This window comes from Variovorax paradoxus B4 (genome assembly GCF_000463015.1).
Taxonomy (GTDB): Bacteria; Pseudomonadota; Gammaproteobacteria; order Burkholderiales; family Burkholderiaceae_C; genus Variovorax; species Variovorax paradoxus_E.
The window spans coordinates 1,258,083-1,279,068 of sequence record NC_022234.1; the positions used below are offsets into that span (position 1 = coordinate 1,258,083).

The window sequence follows — 20,986 nt, forward strand, 5'->3', positions numbered from 1 at the left end:
CTCAGGCCTTCCTGCGCAGCTTGAGCGCGATGGAGGGCACGAGTCCCTTGGGCAGGAACATCATGGTCAGCATCAGCACGAGGCCGAAGAACACCATCTCGTAGCCGTGCAGCCCACCCAGCAGTTGCGGCAGGGCGGTGAGCAGGGCCGCGCCCAGCACCGCCCCGAAGGTCGAGGCCATGCCGCCGAGCACCACCATGGTCGCCAGCTCCACCGAGTGAGTGAAGGCGGCGAGCGAGGGGCTGATGAAGCCCAGGTAGTGCGCCGTGAGGCTGCCCGATACGGCCGCGAACACAGCCGAAAGCACGAAGGCACGCACCTTGAAGCGCGCCACGTCCACCCCCATCACGCGCGCCGCCACCTCCGAGCCATTCAGGCCCCGCAGCGCGCGCCCGCCCGGCGATTCGTACAGGTTGAGCGAAAGCAGCACCGACAGCCACAGCAGCACCGCCGCCAGCGTATACCAGTGCAGCACCTTCGCGAAGGCGAAGCCGCCGACCACCAGCGGCGGCACCGGCATGCCGTCGGGCCCGCCGGTCCAGTCCACTTCGTTGATCAGCACGATGTTGACGATCACGCCCAGGCCCAGCGTGGCCATGGTGAGCGAATGGCCCTTGAGCCGCAGGATCGGCTTGGCGATCAGCCAGGCGACGACCGCCGCGCCAAGAGCTGCGCCGCCGATGGCCGTCAGCGGCGGCCAGCCGAAGCGCACGGTCACGATGCCGCTGCCATAGGCGCCGATGGCGACGAAGGCCGCATGCCCGATGCTGATCTGGCCGGCAAAGCCCATCAGCAGGTTGAGCCCGATGGCGGCGATGGCGGCGAGCGCGATGCGCACGGCCACGTCGATCACGTAGTTGTTCGGCATGGCCAGCGGCAGCAGCGCGAGCACCAATGCCAGCACCAGCAGGGAGGGGCGCAAGAGCGCATGCGTTCCTGCCTTCATACGCGCTCCGAGGCCTTGGCGCCGAACAGCCCGTGCGGCATGACCAGCAGGATGAAGACGATCAGCACGAAGGGCACCGCGTCCTTGTAGGCCGACGACACGTAGCCCGCCATCAGCGCCTCCAGCAGCCCGACGATGAGCCCGCCCACCACCGCGCCGCCCGCGCTGCCGAGGCCGCCGAGGGTGGCTGCGACGAAGCCCTTCATGCCCAGCATGAGGCCGATGTCGTAGACGGTGGTGGTGATCGGTGCGGCCACCACGCCGGCCACGGCGCCCAGCAGCGCCGAGAGGCCGAACGAGAGCTGCAGCACGCGCGAGGTGGGGATGCCCACTGCGCGCGCCGCCAGCGCGTTGGCGGCCACCGCCAGCATCGCCTTGCCGACCATGGTGAAGCGGAAGAACGCGAAGCACAGGGCGACCAGCACCGCCGCCGTGCCCAGCACCCACAGGCTCTGCGGCAGCACATATGCGCCGAGGATGGAGAGCGACGCGTCGCCGCTGAAGGGCGGCAGCGTCTGCTGGTTCTTGCCGAGCACGATCTGCACCACCCCCTGGATGAAGATCGACGCGCCGATGGTGATGATGATGAGCGACACCACGCTGGCCTCTCCGGCCGGCCTGATCGCCAGCCGGTAGAGCAGCAGGCCCGCCGCCACGGTGGCCAGCACGCCGCCCGCAATGGCCAGGCCGTACGGCAGGTTGGCACCCAGCATGGCGGCGGTGATCATCGCGCCGAGCATCAGGAAATCGCCCTGGGCGAAGTTGATGACGCCGCTGGCGTTGTAGATCAGCGAGAAGCCCAGCGCGGCCAGCGCATAAATCGCGCCGGTGGTGAGCCCCGAGAAAACGAATTGCATGAAGTCAGCCACGGCGGTCTCCGGCTTGGGGGTTGACGAGCAGGTGCTGCGCCGAGATGTCGGCCACGCGGTCGGCGCCGATCAGGATCATGGTGCGGGCGATCTCCTCGGACAGCGCGGCCAGCACGCTGCGCGCGCCGGCCTCGCCCTCCGTGGCCATGCCCCACGCAGCGGGGCGGCCGACGAAGGCGGCAGTGGCGCCGGCGGCCAGCGCCTTGACCACGTCGCTGCCGCGGCGGAAACCGCCATCCACGAACACGGGAATGCGCTGCGCCACCGCATCGACCATGCGCGGCAGCACAGAGATGGTGGAGGGCGCTGCATCGAGCTGACGCCCGCCGTGGTTCGACACCACGATGGCGTCCGCACCGTGCGCGATGGCGCGTTCGGCATCGTGCGGATGGAGCAGTCCCTTGATGACCAGCGGCCCATCCCACAGCCCGCGCAGCCAGGCCAGGTGCTCCCACACCAGCGTGCGGTCCATGGTGCGCGACAGCAGCGCGGCCTGCACCTGCGGCGAGGTGGCACCATCGTCCGATTCCGTGAGGTTGACGAAGGAGGGCGAACGGCCCTGCATCGCCATACCCAGAGACCAGGACGGATGCAGTGCGAGGTCAAGCAGCGTCGAGGGCGTGAAGCGAAAGGGCAGCTTGAAGCCGTTGCGCACGTCGCGCTCGCGCAGGCCGCTGACGGTGGCGTCCACCGTCAGCACCAGCGCGCCGTAGCCCGCGTGGCGCGCGCGCCGCACCAGCTGTTCGGCGATCGTCCGGTCGCCCATGACGTACAGCTGCATCCACTGCACGGCATCGGGATTGCGCGCGAGCGCGGCGTCGCGCACGGCCTCGAGCCGGTCGTTGGAGGGCGTGGGCAGCACATGCGGCACGCCGACAGAAGCCGCGGCGCAGGCCAGCAGCGTGTCGCCGTGCGGCCGCACCAGCCCCGAGAAGCCGATCGGCGCCACGCCCGTCGGCGCAGACCAACGCCGGCCGAACACCGTGATGCCGGTGTCTGCATGACGGGTGTCGCACAGGGCGGTGGGCAACAGATGCAGGCCGGCCAGATCGGCGGTATTGCGCCGCAGGCAGTCTTCGTTCTCGGCGCCGCCGTCGACATAGTCGAAGACGAAGCGCGGCAGCCGCCGGCGCGCGTGGCGTCGGTGGTCGTTTGCATTGAGCTTCATGCGTGTCCTTCTCTGCAGGGCCGCACGGCCTCAGCGCACTTCCTTGAACGCGCCTCCCTGCACCTCGACCATGCGGAACGCCGACACGTCGAGGCCCATGTGGTCGGCGGCCGACATGGTGTAGATGCCGCTCACCCCGACGAAACCTTTGGTGGCCTCGATCGCGTCGCGCAGCTTCTGCTTGTCGGTGCCGCCCGCGCGCTGGATCGCGTCGACCAGCAGGAAGAGCGCGTCATGCGCATAGCCGCCGAAGGTGGACACGTCCATCCTGGCCTGCGATTCGAATTCCTTCGCATACGACACGCTGACCTTCTTCTGCGTGTCGCCATCGGGCAGCGCCTGCGCAATCAGCAAGGCGGGCGAGGGCATGCGGATGCCTTCGGACGACTTGCCCGCGATGCGGATGAACTCCGTCGAGGCCTGGCCGTGCGTGGTGTACAGCGGCTGCTTCATGGCCAGCTGCTGGTAGTTGCGCGCGATGATGGCCGGCGCCTGGCCCGTGCCGAACACCAGGATCGCCTGCGCGGGCGAGGACTTGATGCGCGTGAGCTGCGGCGTGATGTCGGTGTCCTTCTCGCCGTAGGTCTGGTCTTCGGCCACCTTCATGCCGAGCGTGCCGGCGAGCTTGAGGGTCTCGGTGCGGCCCGACTTGCCGAAGCCGCCGGTGTCGGACAGCAGCGCAAACTGCGTGAAGCCACGGCGCTTCATTTCGCCGAGCACCTTCTCGGCCGCCATGCGGTCGGAGTGCGGCATCTTGAAGACGTAGGGCTTGACCGGCTCGACGATGACCGAGGCTGCGGCGAGCGAGATCATCGGTACCTTCGCCGCTTCCGCCTGCGGCACCATCGCCATGGTGGCGCCGGTGGTCGAGGCGCCGACGATGACGTCGACCTCGTCCTGCATGATGAGCCGGCGCGTGAAGGCGTTGGCCTTGTTGGCGTCGCTGGCGTCGTCGTACAGCACCAGCTCGAGCTTGCGGCCGAGCACGCCGCCGGCGGCGTTGATCTTTTGCACGTACATGGCAAGCGTCTTCTGCTGCGGGTCGCCGAGGAACGAGGCCGGGCCGGTGGCGGAGACCACCGCGCCGATCTTGATGGGATCGGCAGCGTGCACGGCGGCAGCCAGCGGCAGCAGCGCGGCGCCGGCCAGCAGGGAAGCGACGGCGCGACGGCCGATGCGAAGGTGGGGGAACTTGGCGATTTTCATTTTTTGTCTCCTGATGGTTCTGCGTGAGGGAATCTCTTCAGCGCGCCGGTCTTCGCCGCACGATGTGGATGGGGTGGGCGCGCACCTCCGGCGCCGGCAGGCCGAGTGCGCGCGCCAGCGTGCGGCCCTCGGGGTCGGCCAGTGCGGCTTCGCGGGCCGAACGCACGCGGTCGGCGGCCTGCTCGAGCGAACCGGCATCGTGCGAGGCCGAGGCCATCGTGGCCTGCATGTCGTCGAGCACGGCACCGAGGTTGCGGTGGCCGCGCTCGCTGGTCTCTCCGTAGCCCTTGACGAGGTTGCCGCACAGCGCCAGCTCGAAGGCCAGCCGCGGGCTGAGCGCGAGCGCGCGCCGCACGGCTTCGAGCCAGCGTTCGATCATGGCCTGCTCGAAGGCGTAGCGCGAGGTGCGCCGGCGCAGCGGCCGCAGCGAACGCAGCGCGCACAGCATGGCGAAGCCGCGCACGGTGTCGGTGCGCATGTGCAGGCCGATGCTCAGCTTGTGGGACTTGTGCGCGAGGCGCGCGCGCAGCCAGTCGGCGGCGCGCGTGGGCAGCAGCGAACAGATCTCGTCGAGCCCGGGCTTGAGGTATTCGGTCAGCCGCAGCGGCTCGCCATCGCGCGCGCCGACTTCCTTGCGCACCCGCTGCAGCCGGTCGCCGCGCGTCTTGAGGTCGGCGACGCGGATCACGTCCTCGTAGCTCATCCACAGTGCGAGGTAGCGCGCGGTTTCGCGCGCCACGGGGAAGTCGCCGCCGTGTGCGCGCTCGGCTTCGCACACGACCTGGACGCGATCCAGGTAGAGATCGGCGTAGCGTGCGTCCTGGTAGTCGGCGACCTGCCGCAGGCCATGGCTCACCAGCTTGCGCAACGGCTCGGGCATTGCCTGGGCGCGCGGATGGAGGGCAGAGGCTGCGACCGTGCCTTGTTCGGCAGACGCCGCACTCGCTGTGCCCGTCACATGGTCGTAGCCCGCAGCAAACCCCTTGAGGCTCGCTTCCACCGCCTTGCCCGATTCGCGGATCGCCTGCTCGCAGGCTTCGCGCGAGAAGGGAAGGGCGCCGCTGCCGGCCATCGCGCCGAACATCACCGTGTTGATCACCGTGCCGTTGCGCCAGGCCAGCGCACGCATGTCGAAGAGGAAGGTGCGCTGCGCGAGGCGCCGCGCCGCCTCGGTCACGCGCTGGCCGTCGTAGCGGCCGTCGCCCATCGCCGACTTCTCCGACACCGCGTACTCGCGGTGCAGCGACGCCACCAGCGTGGTGCGCTGCGGATGCACGAAGCCGCCCTGCAGCACACGCCCGGCCTCCACGAGCTCGGAGGCCGCGACGATGTTCACGTCGCCCGGGTTCGGCGTGAGCGAGAACACCGGCCGCGCGCCGCCGAGCTGCGCGCTCGGCACGGGGTAGATCTCGATGTAGTAGTTGGTCGCGCCGGTGCGCTGCGCCACGCCGGGAACCGAGGTGCTCTGCACCGGGAAGTCGTGCGCCGCGGCGGCCGAGATCAACCAGTCGGCCAGCACGCCGCCGCCTTCGCCGCCCATGGCGGCCACCAGCACGGTCACGATGCGCGGGGTGGATGTGCGCGCGGTGTTCATGCGGCGAGCGCCTCCGCGCGGTCGCGCGCCTTGCCGGCCATCAGGCCGATGACGCCGCCGCGCAGCCGGTGCAGCAGGCGCTCCCAGGTGCCGGCGTTCTGCACGATCTCCGCCTTGTAGAAGGAGGGGCACAGAATGGCGGCATGCGCGTTCTCGCCGCACAGGCCGCAGCCCACGCAGCCCTGGTTCACGGTGGCCACCGGGTCGGTGCGCAGCGCGCTCGGGTTGGGCTTGACGGTGAGCGAGGGGCAGCCCGACAGGCGGATGCAGGAGTGGTCGCCGGTGCACACGTCGTCGTCGATGCCGAAGCGCGTGCGCACCACGCGCTCGCCGCGCTTGAGCTTGGCGGCATTGACCGGCTTGATGCGGCGCTGGCGCTCGAGCTGGCATTCGCCGTCGGCAATGATCACCTTCAGGCCGCCTTGCTCGGTGGTCATGGCCTCCTGCAGCGTGTCGCGCATCTCGGCGACGTTGTAGCTGGTGACCTTGCGCACCCACGCGACGCCGACGCCCTTGAGCGCGGCTTCGATGTCGAGCGTGAGCGGCCGTGCCGCCGGCTGCATGGGAGAAGAAGGAATGGCCTGCGTGCCGGTGGCCGAGGTGTAGCCGTTCTTCAGGATCACCAGCACCGAGTCCTGGCCGTTGTAGACCGCGTTCACCACGCCGCTGGTGAAGCCGTTGTGCCAGAAGCCGCCGTCGCCCATGATGCTGACGACGCGGTTGCCCATGAGCGGGCCCACGCCCGAGGAACTGGCCAGCCCCAGCCCGTAGCCGAGCACCGTGCTGCCGGTGTTGAAGGGCGGCAGCGTTCCGAAGGTGTGGCAGCCGATGTCGGCGCTCACGTGGACCGCACCGAGCTCCTTCTGCATCAGCTTGATGGCGGCGAACACCGGACGCTCGGGGCAGCCGATGCAGAAACCCGGCGGCCGGTTCGGCACCGGCACGCCCAGCGCCTGCACCGCCTGCGGCTTGAGCGTGGCCAGCGGCGCGGCGGCGTCGCCGACCTGTGCCACGCCGTCGTCGCCCAGTGCCTGCGGCTGCGCCTGGCGGATGAAATCGGAGATGCAGCGTACCAGCACTTCCCCGGTGTATTCGCCGGCCATCGGGAAGATGTCCTTGCCGTGCAGGCGCGTGTCGCAGCCGGCCTTGCGCAGGATGGCGTGCAGCGCGTCTTCCATGTAGTTGGGCTGGCCTTCCTCGACCATCAGCACCGCGCGCTTGCCGGCGCAGAAGTCCACCAGCTCGTCGGGCACCATTGGGTAGACCACGTTGAGCACCTGCAGCGGAATGCGGCTGTGGCCGAAGGCGTCGGCCAGGCCGAGCTGCTGCAGCGCGCGGATGGTGCCGTTGTAGAGGCCGCCGGGCAGGATCAGGCCGATGTCGCCGCAGTCGCCTTCGAAGCGCTCATTGAGGCGCTCGCGGCGGATGAAGTCGAGCGCGGCCGGCCAGCGCGAGTCCACCTTCATGCGCTCTTGCGCATAGATCGATGGCGGCAGGTTGATGTTCGCGAAGTCGAAGTGCGGCTTCTCGATGACGTCGCGCGTGGAGATGGCCGGTGCGCGGTTGTCCTTGCACACGAAGCTGCCGTGCACGTGGCAGGCGCGGATGCGCAGCTGCAGCATCACCGGCGTCTGGCTTGCTTCGGAGAGCTCGAAGCTGCGCTCGACCGCATCGACGATGGACGTCAGGTTGGGCCGCGGGTCCATCAGCCACATCTGCGACTTCATGGCGAAGGCGTGCGTGCGCTCCTGGATGATGCTGGAGCCCTCGCCGTAGTCCTCGCCCAGGATCACGAGCGCGCCGCCCTTCACGCCGGCGGAGGCGAGGTTGGAGAGCGCGTCCGAGGCAACGTTGGTGCCCACGGTGGACTTCCACGTCACCGCGCCGCGCACCGGGTAGTTGATGGAGGCGCCGAGCATCGCGGCCGCGCCGGCCTCGGAGGCGCTGTTCTCGAAGTAGATGCCGAGCTCGTCGAGCAGCCCGCGCGCATCGCCGAGCACGTCGATCAGGTGCGACACCGGCGCGCCCTGGTAGCCGCCGATGTAGCTCACGCCCGACTGCAGCAGCGCCTTGGTGACGGCAAGGATGCCCTCGCCATGAAATACCTCGTCGGCGCCCAGTGAAAGGCGTTTGATTTCTTCGGCGAAAGATCGCTCCATGGCTTTGTGTCTCCGGCTGGCAGCCTCGAGGCGCCGGCTTTTTTTCGTGGGGCCCGCCGCTCGGTGGCGATGGCGGGTCGATCAAGTGGGAGGACTTTAGGAGCGCAGGGGCAGAGGACCAATCGATGTGGCTTGCGTTACACATAGATGTGATCGATGAAGCTCGGGACGGCGATTCCTGCCGGCATCGACCCACTCGATAGGCAACAACGGCGGCATGGATAGGGAAGGACCGAGCACCACTCCTAGAGTCCAGATCCCCTACCGAAAGAGACTCACCGTCATGACCTCGCCCTCGAAGACTCAGTACAAAGTGGCGGCCGTCCAGGCTGCACCCGAATTCCTCGACCTCGGCAAGGGTGTGGACAAGGCCATCGGGCTCATCGCCGAGGCGGCGCGCAACGGCGCTTCGCTGATCGCGTTTCCGGAGGTCTGGCTGCCGGGCTGCCCGTGGTGGATCTGGCTCGACTCACCAGCCTGGGGCATGCAGTTCGTGCAACGCTACTTCGAGAACGCGCTCGTGATTGGCAGTCCCGAATGGGAGCGGCTGCGGGCCGCCGCCGCGCAGCATGGGATTCACGTCGTGCTGGGCTTCAGCGAGCGCGAGGGCGGCACGCTCTATCTGGCGCAGGCCATCATCGACGACCGCGGAGAGGTCGTCGCGACACGTCGCAAGCTCAAGCCCACGCACGCGGAGCGCACGGTGTTCGGCGAGGGCGACGGCAGCCACCTGGCCGTGCACGAGACCGCGCTCGGCCGCATGGGCGCGCTGTGTTGTGCGGAGCACATCCAGCCGCTGAGCAAGTACGCCATGTACTCGCAGCACGAGCAGGTGCACATCGCGGCGTGGCCGAGCTTTTCCGTCTACCGGGGCGCGGCGTTCCAGCTGAGCGCCGAAGCCAACAACGCGGCCAGCCAGATCTACGCACTCGAGGGACAGTGCTATGTCATTGCGCCCTGCGCGACGGTCTCCAAGGAGATGCTCGATCTGCTGATCGACTCGCCGAACAAGCGCGCCCTGCTGCTGGAAGGCGGCGGCTTCGCGATGATCTATGGCCCGGACGCCAAGCCCTTGTGCGAGCCGCTGCCCGAGACGCAAGAGGGCTTGCTGTATGCGGATGTCGACCTGGGCGCCATCGGCATCGCCAAGGCTGCCTACGATCCGGCTGGCCACTACTCGCGCCCGGATGTGCTGCGGCTGCTGTTCAACAAGAAGCCCAGCGCGCGCGTGCATGCGTTTGACCCCGAATACAACGAACAACATGCCGCGGCGCAGGCAGGCGAAGCGCCGGGAGGCTGGGGCGTCTATCGATCCAGGAATTCGATCGCCCTGGGCACGAAGTCGGCATGGAACTGGAACACGCTGCCGTGCCCGGCATCGGGATAGATGAATAGCGTGCTGTTCGGAAGCCGCCATGCCAGTTCGTGCGAGTTCGACGTCGGGACCATCCGGTCATCGTCGCCGTTGACGATGAGCACCGGCTGCCTGACCGCGGAAAGATCGGCGGGTTTCTTGCGGCCCCAGGCCTTCAGCGCCCGCAGCTGCGCCAGGTATGCGGCGATCGTGATCTCCTTGTCGCGGTTCTCCGAGCGTTCCTTCAGTCGTGCGAGAAAGGCCTTGCCGGCCTCGATGCCGCCCGGCGTGCGCGTGAAGAACAGGAACTGCTTGGGGTCCTGGCCGGTGAGGAGACCCCGCAGGAGGTCCCAGTGCGAAACCCTGGCCACCGTGCTCATGCCCTCGCCGCCCGCGGGGCCGGTGCCCGCGAGGATCATCTTGCGCACGAGTTGCGACTCCTTCAGCACGATTTCCTGGGCGATCATGCCGCCCATCGAAAAGCCGAAGAGGTCGACCTGCGCGAAGCCCATCGCCTGGATGAAGGCGATGGCGTCGTCCGCCATCTGCTCCACCGAATCGGACGGTGAACCGCCGGATGCGCCGACGCCCCGGTTGTCGAAGGCGATCACGTGGTGCTTCGCCGCGATGCCATCCATGATGCGCGGGTCCCAGTTGTCCAGGACGGCGGCCAGGTGAACGAGAAACACCACCGGTGTTCCGCCATGGCGCGTTCCCAGCTCGCGGTACGCAAAATCCACGCCGCCGGCCGAGATGGATCTCGTTGGAACGTCCGTCCAGCGGCCCACTCAGTCCACCTGCGGAAGGTAGCTGGGCCTCGGCGCCGTCATTCCGAGCTTGACCTGCTGGGTGAGCTCATCGGCCAGCACCTCGTCGAGGTTCGACTCGAGCCCGTCGAGCGCGCGCTTCACGATGTCTTCGGGGCTCGTCTTCGGCACATCGAATCCGCGCGTGAGATCGGTGTCGACATAGGCCATGTGCAGTGCGAGCACCTGGGTCTTCTGCGCCGACAGTTCGTGGCGCAGGGCATTGGTGAGCGACCACGCGGCCGCCTTGCTCGCCGAATAGGCCGCCAGATCCCCGCCGTTCACCCACGAGGCAACCGACAGGACGTTGAGCAGCGCGCCGCCGCCGTTGGCCTTGAGCATGGGCGCGAAGGCCTTGCTCATGCGCAGCATGGCAAAGAAATTGGTCTCGAAGATGCGGCGTGCGACCTCTTCGCTGTCGGCCGCGAGAAAGCCTCCGGCTTGGGCAATGCCCGCGTTGTTGACGACCAGCGTCACATCCGACGCCAGCGCCGCCGCGGCCGACACGTCTTCCGGATTGTTGACGTCGAGGCGCAGCGCCTGGACGCCGGATTGGGTGATCGCCGCGGGGTCGCGTGCGCCCACGTAGACCTTGCGGGCGCCGCGGTCGAGCAGCTCGCGCGCGAACGCCAGGCCGATGCCGCGATTGGCACCCGTGACAAGGGCAACAGAATTTTCGATCTTCATGGGAATCTCCAAGAGTGGGGGGATAAAAAGAACAGAGAGAGAGGGAGCTCACTTGAGCTTGACGACGACCTTGCCCTTGGCGCGGCCTGCTTCGACATAGGCCAGGGCTTCGTTGGTGGCGTCGAACGGGAAGACCCGATCCACCACCGGGCGGGCGGCGCCGGCCTCGAAAAGACGCGTGATCTCGCGCAGCTGGCTCCCGTTCGCGCTCATGAAGAGAAACGAGAAACCGACGCCGCGGCTTTTGGCCCTGCGCCTGATGCCTGCGCTCAACAGCCGCATGACCAGCTTCACGAAACCGGGCGCGCCGATCTGCTTGCCGAACTCGGGATCGGGCGGCCCGGAGATGGTGATGAGCTTTCCGCCGCGCTTGAGCACGCGCAGGGATTTCTCGAGCGTCTTGCCGTCCTGGCTGTTCAGGACCACGTCGCAGTCGCGCAGCAGATCCTCGAAGTCTTGCGTCCTGTAGTCGATGACGACGTCTGCGCCCAGGCGCTTCACGAGTGCGGCATTGGTCGCGCTCGTCGTCGTGGCGACGGTGGCGCCCAGGTGCTTGGCCAGCTGGATGGCAAAGGTGCCCACGCCGCCGGAGCCGGCCTGGATGAAGACCTTCTGACCCTTCTTCAGCCCGGCCTTCTCGACCAGCGCCTGCCACGCTGTCAGGGCCACCAGCGGAATGGAAGCGGCTTCTTCCATCGAGAGGCCTCGGGGCTTGGGCGCGAGCGATGCCTCCTGGACCGCAACGAATTCGGCGAAGGTGCCGATCCGGAAATCATCCGCCCGCGCATAGACCTCGTCGCCCGGCTTGTATTGCCGCACGCGCGGGCCGACCTTGGCCACGACGCCGGCCACGTCGTGCCCCAGCACGAGGGGCAGGCGGTACGGCAGGATCAGCTTGAACTCGCCATTCCTGATCTTGGCGTCCAGCAGGTTCACGCCGGCGGCATGGACCTCGACCAGGACCTCGTCGTCGCGCAGCGTCGGCATCGGCATGTCTGCCGGCCGCAGCGCGGCTTTCTTGCCGTATCGATCGAGCACAAATGCTTTCATGGTTCTTCCTGGCCCCCGGTTGTTTGGCATGATGATCGTCATATTTATTGGCGAACGAAAAGGCGTCGTGTTCCGACGGATTCAGGCCGGGGCCAGATGCTTCAGCGCAGCCTCGCACAGGCCGGCCGACAGCGCCGGCTCATCGACCGCGCGCGCGAGCAGCAAGGTGCCCACCATGGTGGCGACGGTCACGACTGCGCGTTCATGCGCCCCGGGCTGCCCCCAGTCGGGCGACTGGCGGGCGACGAGATCGATCATTTCCTTGATGTGCCGGGTGGTCACCCGCCGCACTTCGGCGGCCTGGCGCGGCGTCTCCGAGCCCAGCGCAGCCAGCGGGCACCCCAACTCCGCATGCGCCACGTGCTCCGGCGAGAGATAGGCGCGCAGCATGGCGGCCAGGGCCTGCCCGGAGGGGACGTCGGAAGCGACCTTGGCCACCGCGACGGCCGATTCGGCGCAGGCCCGGCCCGCGGCCTCGGCCAGCATGGCTTCGCGCGAGGGGAAGTGGGCGTAGAAGGCGCCATGGGTCAGGCCGGCTTCCTTCATGATGTCGGCCACGCCGGTGCCGTCATAGCCGCTGCGGCGGATCGCCCGGGCAGCCACGGACACGATGCGCTCGTGCGAGGCTTCCTTGGCTGCTGCCCTGACGCTGTGCTTTGTGTTTCGCATGATGCATATCATACATCTTTTCCGGCCATGGCGCCAGCAGGGCTGCTGCGGCAGAACGTTCAAGACCCAGGATAAAAAGCGATGTACCAAGAAACTTTCATGAAACGGGCCCTGGCGCTTTCGGCCAAGGCCCTCGAAACGCCCGGCACGGAGCCCTTCGGGGCCGTGGTCGTGAAGGACGGCCAGGTCGTCGGCGAGGGGCTCAACCACTCGGTGGCGAATTTCGATCCGACCTCGCACGGCGAAGTCGAGGCGATCCGCGATGCCTGCAGGCGGCTGCGCAGCGTCGACCTTGCCGGATGCGACCTGTACACCTCTTGCGAGCCATGCGCCTTGTGCGTCGCGGCGATGCGCATCGCCGGCATCCGCGCGCTCTTCTACGCGGCCTCCATGGAACAGGCAGGCCTGGCCTTCGACGGGCTGCCGGCCGCTGCTCGCCACCCGATCGACGTGGATGATCTCCGCACGGAAGCGGGCGCGCCCCTGGCCCTGCGCAAGATGCCGGCGCAGCAGCACCTGGCCGATGAAGCCACCGAGGTGCTGGCCGCCTGGGCGGCGCCGCGCAAGCGCTGAGGGTTTGCCTGGCTAGAGCTTGATGCCCGCGCCCTTGACCGTCGGGCCCAGCACGTTCACCTGCTCCTTCACGAAGCCATTGAACGCGGCGACGCTCTCGGGCTTGGCCACGATGCCCAGATCGGTGAGCTTCTTCTGGATCTCGGGCATCACCAGCACCTCGTTGCAGGCTGCGTTGAGCCGCGCCACCACGTCCTCCGGCAGCCGGGCCGGGCCGGACAGGCCGAAGAAGTTCTCGAGCACCAGCTTCGGCTGCTTGAGCTCGGCGATGCTCGGAACCTCCGGCATCAGCGGCGAGCGCTGGGCGCCGGTCACGGCCAGGGGCACCAGCTGTCCGCTCTTGAAGAAGGGAACGTAGGCGGTGATGACGTCGATGCCCACCGGAATGGTGTTGGCGATCAGATCGGTGGTCATCGGTGCGCCGCCGCGATAGGGCACGTGCACCATGTTGATTCCGGTGATCTTCTTGAGCAGCTCGCCGTGGATGTGGCCGATCGAACCGGGGCCCCCGGAGCCGAAGTCCATGCGGCCGTCCTTGCGCGCGGCCGCCTCGAACTCGGCGTAGCTCTTGATGCCGGACGGCTTGCTGGCCATGATGACCAGCGGCGCGGCACCCAGGTAGGCGATGTGGCTGAAGCCCGCCACCGGATCGTAGGGCTGCTTGTCGAGCGTGAAGGGGCCGAGCGCGATCGGCGTGGTGTTCGAAAGCATCAGCGTGTAGCCGTCGGGCGCGGCCGAGGCCACCTGCGCGCCGCCGATCGTGCCGCCCGCGCCGGGCTTGTTGTCCACGACCACGGGCTGCCCCAGCTTCTTCGACAACTGTTCCGCCATCACGCGCGCCAGCACGTCGCTGGAGCCGCCCGGCGGAAAGGTCACGATGATCTTGATCGGCCTGTCGGGCCATTGCGCGAAGGCAGGGAGCGCGAGCGAGGCCGCTCCTGCCGCGAGCATGTGCAGCGCAGCGCGGCGGGTGGGGCGGAAGTCGGTGGTCATGGCGTTGTTCTCTGCTGGCGTTGGGGGGAATCAGCGGATAGCAGGAACCGGGCCCGGCGCGGAAAGCAGCAATCCCGCCAAACTTGTTACTCCCACCGCTCGATGGGCGGTGCCAAACTTTTCTTCTCGCCCAACCAGGAGATTCAAGCCATGACGACTTCCATCGAGAACGGAAAGAAGGGCGGCCCGCCCACCATGCACACGCCACCGGTCGTGTCGCCCAAGGCGTGGGAGGCGGCCCGCGAGCAACTGCTCGCGAAGGAAAAGGCCCAGACCCGGGCCCGAGACGCGCTGGCCGCCGAGCGCCGGCGCATGCCGTGGATGGCCGTGGAAAAAACCTATGCCTTCGACGGGCCCGCGGGCAAGGCCAGCCTGCCCGAGCTGTTCGACGGCCGGCGCCAGCTGATCGTCTACCGCGCCTTCTTCGAGCCCGGCGTGTTCGGCTGGCCCGACCACGCCTGCCGCGGCTGCTCCATGGTGGCCGACCAGGTCGCCCACGTTGCCCACCTGAACGCCCGCGACACCACCCTCGTCTTCGTCTCGCGTGCGCCGCAGGCAGACATCGCGCGGCTGAAGGCGCGCATGGGCTGGGAGATCCCGTGGTTCACCCTCACCGACAGCTTCGACGCCGACTTCGGCGTGCACGAGTGGCACGGCACGAACGTGTTCTTCCGCGATGCAGGCGACCGCGTGTTCCGCACCTACTTCCTCAACAACCGCGGCGACGAGCAGATGGGCAACACCTGGAACTACCTCGACATCACGCCGCTGGGCCGGCAGGAGGTGTGGGAAGACTCGCCCGAGGGCTATCCCCAGACGCCCACCTACAAGTGGTGGAACTGGCACGACAACTACGCCGAAGAGGCCGTGCCCGACAAGAAGTGGGTCGAGGTGTCCACCGCCGGCGAGGCGGCGTTCCGCGAGCAGAGCCTGAACGCGAAGCGATGAGGCGGGGCGGGTGGCTGCGCCGCGTGGCGCACGCTCAAGCCGAAAGCCGCAGCATCGGCAGGTGCCAGCCGCCGTAGATTCCGCCGAGCCGGAGCGCCACGACCAGCAGCAGGCCCGTATGAAAGGCCCAGCGGCGCGGCGTTCCCGCGGCCTGCAGAAGCAGGTAGGCGGCAATGCCCACGATGGCGGCGGAACCGTAGATGCCGCTGCTCAGCAGCAGCGGAATGCGGTCGGTGAGCACATCGCGCAAGAGGCCGCCGGCGGCGCCCGTCATGGTGCCGATCAGGATCACGACGAGCGCCGGCAGGCGCCGCTCCTCGGCCACCTGCGCGCCGGTCATCGCAAAGAGCGCCAGGCCCAGCGCATCGGCCAATGCCAGCGCGTGCTCGGGCAGCGGGAAGAAATGGACCCACGCGATGGCGGCCGCGGTCGCCGCCAGGATCACGTACACGTAGCGCACTTCGCGGATCCAGAACACCGGATGGCGGTCGAGCAGCAGGTCGCGCAGCGTGCCGCCGCCCACGGCCGTGACGGAGGCGATCACCACCACGCCCAGCCAGTCGAGGCCCGCACGGCCCGCCGCCAGCACGCCGCTGATGGCAAACACCGCGATGCCGGCGAGATCGAGCAGGTACAGCAGCATGGCAGTCCGGTCAGCGCTGCTGCCGGGCGGCACGTTCGACGAGGAGCGCCATGGCCGCCGCGTTCTCGGTGCCTTCGGCGGCAAGCCCGCTCACGGTGCCCCACCGGTCCTGCAGTGCCTCGTCCTGGCTCACCTTGAGCTTGCCGACCAGGCGCTCGATCGGAATCTCGATACCCACCACGGCGCGCAGCAGCTTGTCGATGAAATCCGCCGGCGCGTCCGTCATTTTCCAGGGCAGCTGTTTCGAGGATTCGTGGGCCGCCGTGAGGCGCGTCAGCATGCCGCGCAGCCAGTGTTCGTCGTCGATGGCTCGCGCCATGCCGTGCGCATGTGCGACCGCATAGTTCCAGGTTGGCACGACCTTTCCGTGCGCCTGCTTGCCCGGATACCAGCCGGGCGTGATGTAGGACTGCGGGCCCTGGAACATGACCACCGAATGCCCTGAGGCAGGCAGCAGCTTCCACACGGGATTGGCACGCGACACGTGGCCCATCAGTGTTCCGAACGGGCCGCGCGACCTGTCCAGCAGAAAGGGCACATGGTTGGCGACCAGGCCTTCGCTGCCGGGCACGACCCATGCGCCCAGCGGGTGGGCCTCGATCAGTGCCTGGGCTTCAGCGGGCTCGGGCAGCGCGTGGTGCTTTGATACGTACACGAAAACTCCAGGGAGTCAGTTGAAAGATGGCGCTGCTTGGGGAAGGCTATGAATTTCCCTCGGCACGCTGGTAGACCCTTTCGATCACCTTCACTCGAGCGCCCAGCGCCTCGAAGCGGTGGACAAGGTCGTCCTTCAGGGCAACGCTGACGCTGTTGTCCAGCAGCGGCAACGGCAGCTGGTGCCTGAGCTTCAGCAGGCTTGCGCCCGCGAGGTGCCTGTAGTCCGGATGCGCCTTGAGCGCCGTCAGGACCCGCAGGGGTTCGTTGCCCAGGTCCGTCAGGTGCACCGTGTGGAAGACCACAGGCACACCGCCCCTCGGCAGCGAAGGCGGCACATGCATCTGGATGCGCTCCATCAGCATCTGGAGATTCGGGAACAGCGGCTGCGGCGACCAGTGCCCGCTTCCGTGACAGTCCCACAACACCGGCACCTCGGGCTGGCTGATGTCGCCGATCAAGGGGTCGCCATCGGCGTTCTGCAAGACCACCCAGTGGGGCTGCCACAGGCCCGCATCCACGGCGTCGCTCCACACCAGATGCTCGGGCGTGCTCGCCTTCGGGTCCAGGATGAAGCGGTAGCCTTCCATTTCGGCCAGCAGGCCGGGCGCGTCGACGGCGCCCGAGCCCGTGAGCATGCCACCCCCGTCTTCGCGCCAGCTCGGCTCCTCCAGCACAAGAGACTGGGTCCCCATGCGGCGGCACCACGCGAACCAGTCCTGGATCGGTGGGGGCAGGGGTGGCAGGGTGAACCGGGCTGCCAGCGAGGCCTGCACGGCGGTGCGGCTCGGCCGGTTGTCACGCGTGAGGGCCATTGAATTTCAGGACGCCTGCACGGGTCGCACGGGCGGCACCGGAATGTCGAAATGCAGCACGTCTTCGCGCACGCCGAGCTTCGAGTACAGGGCGACGGCCGGCGCATCGGGCGGATCGGCCTGGACGAAGATCACGTAGGCCCCGCGTTCGGCGCCGATGCGCTGGAGCTCGCGGATCAATGCCGTCGCAACTCCTCGGCGCCTGTGCGCGGCAGCAACGGCCAGGTCGTAGATGTAGATCTCGCTGCGCTCCTGCTCGAACTTCCGCAGCTCGTAGGCCGCGAGGCCGCCGATGACTTGCGGTCCCTCGCGCGTCACCAGCACAATGAAATAGTCGCTGTCGAGCAACTGCCGAAGGTAGGCGGGGCGAGGCCGGCTGGTGCCGTAGGTATCCGGGTCGCCGAAGGCCTCGCCGAAAACGCCGAGAAGCGCATTCATCAGTGCCCCGTCGTCGGCCGAGAGCTGCTGAACTGTGCAGGTGGACATGACGGAATCCTAGCAATGAAGACGCCCGCTGGCGCGGGCCGATCCATGGCTCAAGAGGAACTCATGGCCTTTTCGATTCCAGCCCCATGGTGAAGGGGTAGCCAGAGCGTGAAGCGCGTTCCGTCACTGCCGGACTCCCAGCGCACCGTGCCACCGATGGCCAGTGCGCGCCGCTGCTGGTTGCGCAGCCCCCGGCCGCTTCGGCGCAGGGCTTCCTCCACGGCAAAGCCCGCGCCGTTGTCTTCGATCACCACGCAGACGCCCTGGCCATCCGTCGCCGTGCTGAAGCGGATGGTGGTGGCCCGCGTGTGGCGCAGCACGTTGGCCACGCATTCCTGCATGATGCGCAGGATGTGCAGTGCGCCGCCCGGGTCCAGCCAGGACAGCGCAGGCACGGGCTGCACCTCCCAGCGCAGCGCGACGCCGGCGCTCTCGATGCGCGGCGCCAGGCGAAAGCGCAAGGTCGCCAGCAACAGCAGCAGATCGGCGTCCACGCTCTCCATGGAATCGATGGCCAGCTTCAGGTCGTCCATGCAGCCCTTGAGCACGCCGGAGATCTCGGTGTCGGTCATGGCCCCTTGCTCCACCGAACGGATGGCGCTGATCAGCGACGATCCCAGCCCGTCGTGCATGTCCTGCATCAGGCGCCGACGCTCGGCACTGAGCATCTGCTCGTTCTCGATCACGCGCAGCCGCTGGTAGCTTTGCTCCAGCTCGGCCTCGCGCGCCTGCAGGCGCTGGGCCAGGCCCTTGTTCAATCGGGCCACCTCGGCGAACGCGCCCGTGTAGCGCTGGAACATGATGTACGAAAAGATGAAGAACAGGCTGATGATGGCGTAGGGAGAGGTGTACACGCTCTCCGGGCTGACCAGGTTGTTCTGCAGGAGCCCGTCATAGGAAGTGAATACGAGGGCCAGCACAGCCCAGCCCGCCACCAGCCGCCCCTCGGGAAATTTGGAGCGCAGCGCCTTGCGCAGGTTCACCGCAAAGATCAGCACTGCAATGGGCAGCACCGCCAGGTTGAGCAGCGGCGTGAAGAGATAGAGGCTGGGTATCGCCCTGGACACATGCGGCAGCGTCGCAACGCTGCAAGCCAGCGCCAGCGCTACCGACGAACGGGTGAGCCAGGGCGAGGGCTGCCGGTGCAGCCGCTGCAGGAACAGGTGGATGAGGATGATCAGCCAGAGCAGCGAGGCCACGGTGATCCATTCGAACCACTCGTCCGAAATCGGCAGGTAGTCGCCGCTCACGAAGTAGTGCAGCGTGCGCAGGAAGGCCATCGCCGAGATGGCAAAGAACAGCAGGTAGAGCGATTCGCGCCGCTTGCCCAGCCATACCGCGAATGCGAAGGCGCCCACCGCCAGGAACGCGGCGCTGCCCATGAACGGCAGCTGCACCTGCAGCAGTTGGCGGGCATGGTAGCGCCAGCCCAGCGCATCCTGGTCGCCTACCCACACCGTTGAAAAACCGCTCCCGCTGCTGCGCAGGCGGTCGACGCGAATCAGCACCGACGCCGGAGAAGGCGTATGGGCCGGTGCGTTCAGCGGCAGCAGCAGCGGATGGTTGTAGCCGTTGTGCACGGCGCTGCCTTGCGACTGATGGAGCAGCACGCCATCGCCGTACACCGCGATGCGGCCCAGGGTCTTCCAGCGCGGGAGGTAGAGAAGGCGAGGCTGCGCCGAGGGCGCGAGCCCGGCCAGATCGATGCGGTACCAGTCGGTGACCGTCTGCACGCCGCCCGTGGATGTGGGCACCAGCTCTCGTCCGGCCGTATGCGGGAGGCTGACCGTCTGCCAGCCTTCGCTTGGCAACCCGGTGTCCTCGATGCGCCGCGGCGGGGCGGAATAGCCGGTGCCGGGAATGGACAGCAGCTCGGCCCGGGTGATGTGGACAGCGCCATCGCTCTGCGGCGCGGATGCATCCGCTGCCGGCGGTTCGGTGGCGCCCGCACAAGGCAGGACGGCCAGCGGCAAGGCCAGCCATAGCGTTGCGATCCACCGGCCGATGCGCCGACGGCCCGTGCTGCGCGGTTTCATCGATCGCTTCCGCCGTGGAAGCTGCTTCCAGCTGGCCGTGGATTCAACGTCTCGCTCCCGCGGCTTGCGCGATCAACAGGTCCGCCATGATGGCCGCCGGAACTCGGGGGTGTCCTCCACCATTGCCACACGGAGGATGTGGCAGCCAAGGAGGACGGGAGATGGTTTCATCAAGTCACAATTATGTCCTCGGCCCGTCTTCCCGGGCCAACCCGCCAACGGCCCGGTCGCGGCAACGTGCCGAATCGTCGCACTCGCAATGCCAGAAGGTCAGGCGCTGACGAATCTCGGGTCGAGTTGCGCCAGAGCGAACTTCCGCACGTGATCGACGAAGGCGCTCACGAGCAATGACGAGCTCCGCCGCACCGGCGTGAGTACGGAAAAGTCCGTCACCATCATCGGCTCGAAGGGCAGGAAGCTCAGGCCCTGGCCGGCATGCTCCAGTGCGGTGATCGGGTCCACCAGCGACACGCCGAGGCCGGCAGCCACCATGGCACAAACGCCGGCCGACACCTGCGTCTCGACCTGCAGCTTGCGCTCGATGCCGTAGGACGCGAAGAGTGCGTCGACGTGCAGCCGCGATTCGATCGCATGCGGATGCGAGACGAAGTGCTCGCCGGCCAGGTCCGCGGGGCGGATCACCTTTTTCTTCGCGAGCCGGTGGTCGCTGCGCATCACGCAGACCATCCGGGTCGCAATAAGCCGCTCGCCGTGCGTGCTCGAATGGCTTATCGGCAGAACGACGAAGCCGACGTCGCAGCGCTCGCCGACCACCATGTCCACCACCGTGCGCGAGGAATGGTTGGCGAGCGACACCCGGATGTCGTTGTGCTCGGCCAGGAAGCCCGCAATCGCGCGCGGCAGGAAAGACAGCGCCAGTGCCGGCGCGGCGGCAATGCGCAGCGCGCCGCGTTGCAGCGACCGGATCTCCTCGGCGGTTCGTGCGATGCGCTCCATGCCGAGCAGCGAGCGCTCGACCTCTTCGTTCAGCGCCTCGGCCTCCGCGGTGGGTTGCAGGCGCCCACGCACGCGCAGGAAGAGCGGGAAGCCCACGCTTTCCTCCAGGTCGGCCACCAGCCGCGTGACGGCGGGCTGCGACACATGCAGCGACTCGGCCGCGCGGGTCACGGTTTGCCACAGCATCACGGCCCGAAAGGCCTCCAATTGACGAATCTTCATGTCGGGAACTCCATACATGAATGTTATGGCCTTCTGAAAAAAAACGATTGTTCAGCGGTCAGGTGCATCGTTAATCTGCGTCCTTCGAGTGAAACGAACTGCAGAACCCATTCTGGTGCGCCATAAGAGAAACGCATCACGATAGGGAAAA

20 protein-coding genes are annotated in these 20,986 nt (G+C 67.8%); 3 read left to right on the plus strand and 17 right to left on the minus strand.

The features are described from left to right. Position 1: 1 nt before the first annotated feature. From VAPA_RS33045 to VAPA_RS33070, 6 genes are read right to left on the minus strand one after another with little or no spacing between them, the layout of a single operon-like run. Positions 2-946 (minus strand): branched-chain amino acid ABC transporter permease, encoded by a 945-nt coding sequence (locus tag VAPA_RS33045; protein ID WP_021004610.1) that lies wholly within the window; start codon positions 944-946, stop codon positions 2-4. Beyond that, positions 943-1,815 carry a branched-chain amino acid ABC transporter permease gene (locus VAPA_RS33050; RefSeq protein ID WP_021004611.1) on the minus strand — a complete coding sequence of 291 codons (873 nt, stop codon included), beginning with the start codon at positions 1,813-1,815 and terminating at the stop codon, positions 943-945. The genes VAPA_RS33045 and VAPA_RS33050 overlap by 4 nt, the downstream gene beginning before the upstream one ends. Further along, complete coding sequence (locus VAPA_RS33055; protein WP_021004612.1) at positions 1,808-2,983, minus strand: alpha-hydroxy acid oxidase; 1,176 nt, start codon at positions 2,981-2,983, stop codon at positions 1,808-1,810. Before VAPA_RS33055 ends, VAPA_RS33050 begins: the two co-directional genes overlap by 8 nt. A gap of 30 nt (positions 2,984-3,013) precedes the next feature. Continuing rightward, entirely contained in the window at positions 3,014-4,189 is a 1,176-nt protein-coding gene (locus VAPA_RS33060; RefSeq protein ID WP_021004613.1) for an ABC transporter substrate-binding protein, read from the minus strand. Between the two features lie 37 nt (positions 4,190-4,226). Further along, positions 4,227-5,783, minus strand: coding sequence for an indolepyruvate oxidoreductase subunit beta family protein (locus VAPA_RS33065; protein ID WP_021004614.1), 1,557 nt, complete (start codon positions 5,781-5,783; stop codon positions 4,227-4,229). Continuing rightward, entirely contained in the window at positions 5,780-7,942 is a 2,163-nt protein-coding gene (locus tag VAPA_RS33070) for a thiamine pyrophosphate-dependent enzyme (protein ID WP_021004615.1), read from the minus strand. The genes VAPA_RS33065 and VAPA_RS33070 overlap by 4 nt, the downstream gene beginning before the upstream one ends. Before the next feature lie 283 nt (positions 7,943-8,225). Between VAPA_RS33070 and VAPA_RS33075 the strand changes: the two genes are divergently transcribed. Then, positions 8,226-9,329, plus strand: a complete 1,104-nt coding sequence (locus VAPA_RS33075) for a carbon-nitrogen hydrolase family protein (RefSeq protein ID WP_021004616.1) — start codon at positions 8,226-8,228, stop codon at positions 9,327-9,329. On the opposite strand, the gene VAPA_RS33080 is transcribed toward VAPA_RS33075, so the two are convergent. The 4 genes from VAPA_RS33080 to VAPA_RS33095 form a co-directional block, all read right to left on the minus strand. Then, positions 9,248-10,084, minus strand: coding sequence for an alpha/beta fold hydrolase (locus tag VAPA_RS33080; protein ID WP_021004617.1), 837 nt, complete (start codon positions 10,082-10,084; stop codon positions 9,248-9,250). The genes VAPA_RS33075 and VAPA_RS33080 overlap by 82 nt on opposite strands. Beyond that, the gene (locus tag VAPA_RS33085; RefSeq protein WP_021004618.1) at positions 10,085-10,789 is read right to left on the minus strand and encodes an SDR family oxidoreductase; all 705 of its coding nucleotides are present in this window, start codon (positions 10,787-10,789) and stop codon (positions 10,085-10,087) included. A gap of 48 nt (positions 10,790-10,837) precedes the next feature. After that, positions 10,838-11,839 (minus strand): NADP-dependent oxidoreductase, encoded by a 1,002-nt coding sequence (locus VAPA_RS33090; protein ID WP_021004619.1) that lies wholly within the window; start codon positions 11,837-11,839, stop codon positions 10,838-10,840. 81 nt (positions 11,840-11,920) lie between these two features. Next, entirely contained in the window at positions 11,921-12,520 is a 600-nt protein-coding gene (locus VAPA_RS33095; RefSeq protein ID WP_021004620.1) for a TetR/AcrR family transcriptional regulator, read from the minus strand. An 87-nt stretch (positions 12,521-12,607) separates the two neighbouring features. Between VAPA_RS33095 and VAPA_RS33100 the strand changes: the two genes are divergently transcribed. Next, positions 12,608-13,081, plus strand: coding sequence for a nucleoside deaminase (locus VAPA_RS33100; RefSeq protein WP_230559075.1), 474 nt, complete (start codon positions 12,608-12,610; stop codon positions 13,079-13,081). Positions 13,082-13,093: 12 nt separating this feature from the next. Here the strand turns inward: VAPA_RS33100 and VAPA_RS33105 are convergent, their stop codons facing one another. Continuing rightward, positions 13,094-14,074, minus strand: a complete 981-nt coding sequence (locus VAPA_RS33105; RefSeq protein WP_021004622.1) for a Bug family tripartite tricarboxylate transporter substrate binding protein — start codon at positions 14,072-14,074, stop codon at positions 13,094-13,096. A 150-nt stretch (positions 14,075-14,224) separates the two neighbouring features. Between VAPA_RS33105 and VAPA_RS33110 the strand changes: the two genes are divergently transcribed. Further along, positions 14,225-15,022 (plus strand): DUF899 domain-containing protein, encoded by a 798-nt coding sequence (locus VAPA_RS33110; protein ID WP_041946942.1) that lies wholly within the window; start codon positions 14,225-14,227, stop codon positions 15,020-15,022. Positions 15,023-15,056: 34 nt separating this feature from the next. Here the strand turns inward: VAPA_RS33110 and VAPA_RS33115 are convergent, their stop codons facing one another. From VAPA_RS33115 to VAPA_RS33140, 6 genes are all read right to left on the minus strand, one after another. Then, the gene (locus VAPA_RS33115) at positions 15,057-15,665 is read right to left on the minus strand and encodes a trimeric intracellular cation channel family protein (protein ID WP_021004624.1); all 609 of its coding nucleotides are present in this window, start codon (positions 15,663-15,665) and stop codon (positions 15,057-15,059) included. A gap of 10 nt (positions 15,666-15,675) precedes the next feature. Then, complete coding sequence (locus VAPA_RS33120; RefSeq protein WP_021004625.1) at positions 15,676-16,320, minus strand: FMN-binding negative transcriptional regulator; 645 nt, start codon at positions 16,318-16,320, stop codon at positions 15,676-15,678. 46 nt (positions 16,321-16,366) lie between these two features. Continuing rightward, positions 16,367-17,134 carry a hypothetical protein gene (locus VAPA_RS33125; RefSeq protein WP_021004626.1) on the minus strand — a complete coding sequence of 256 codons (768 nt, stop codon included), beginning with the start codon at positions 17,132-17,134 and terminating at the stop codon, positions 16,367-16,369. Positions 17,135-17,140: 6 nt separating this feature from the next. Next, positions 17,141-17,620 carry an AAC(3)-I family aminoglycoside N-acetyltransferase gene (locus VAPA_RS33130; protein WP_021004627.1) on the minus strand — a complete coding sequence of 160 codons (480 nt, stop codon included), beginning with the start codon at positions 17,618-17,620 and terminating at the stop codon, positions 17,141-17,143. A 50-nt stretch (positions 17,621-17,670) separates the two neighbouring features. Then, the gene (locus VAPA_RS33135; protein WP_021004628.1) at positions 17,671-19,656 is read right to left on the minus strand and encodes a sensor histidine kinase; all 1,986 of its coding nucleotides are present in this window, start codon (positions 19,654-19,656) and stop codon (positions 17,671-17,673) included. Between the two features lie 270 nt (positions 19,657-19,926). Beyond that, complete coding sequence (locus tag VAPA_RS33140; RefSeq protein WP_021004629.1) at positions 19,927-20,835, minus strand: LysR substrate-binding domain-containing protein; 909 nt, start codon at positions 20,833-20,835, stop codon at positions 19,927-19,929. Between the last annotated feature and the right edge of the window lie 151 nt (positions 20,836-20,986).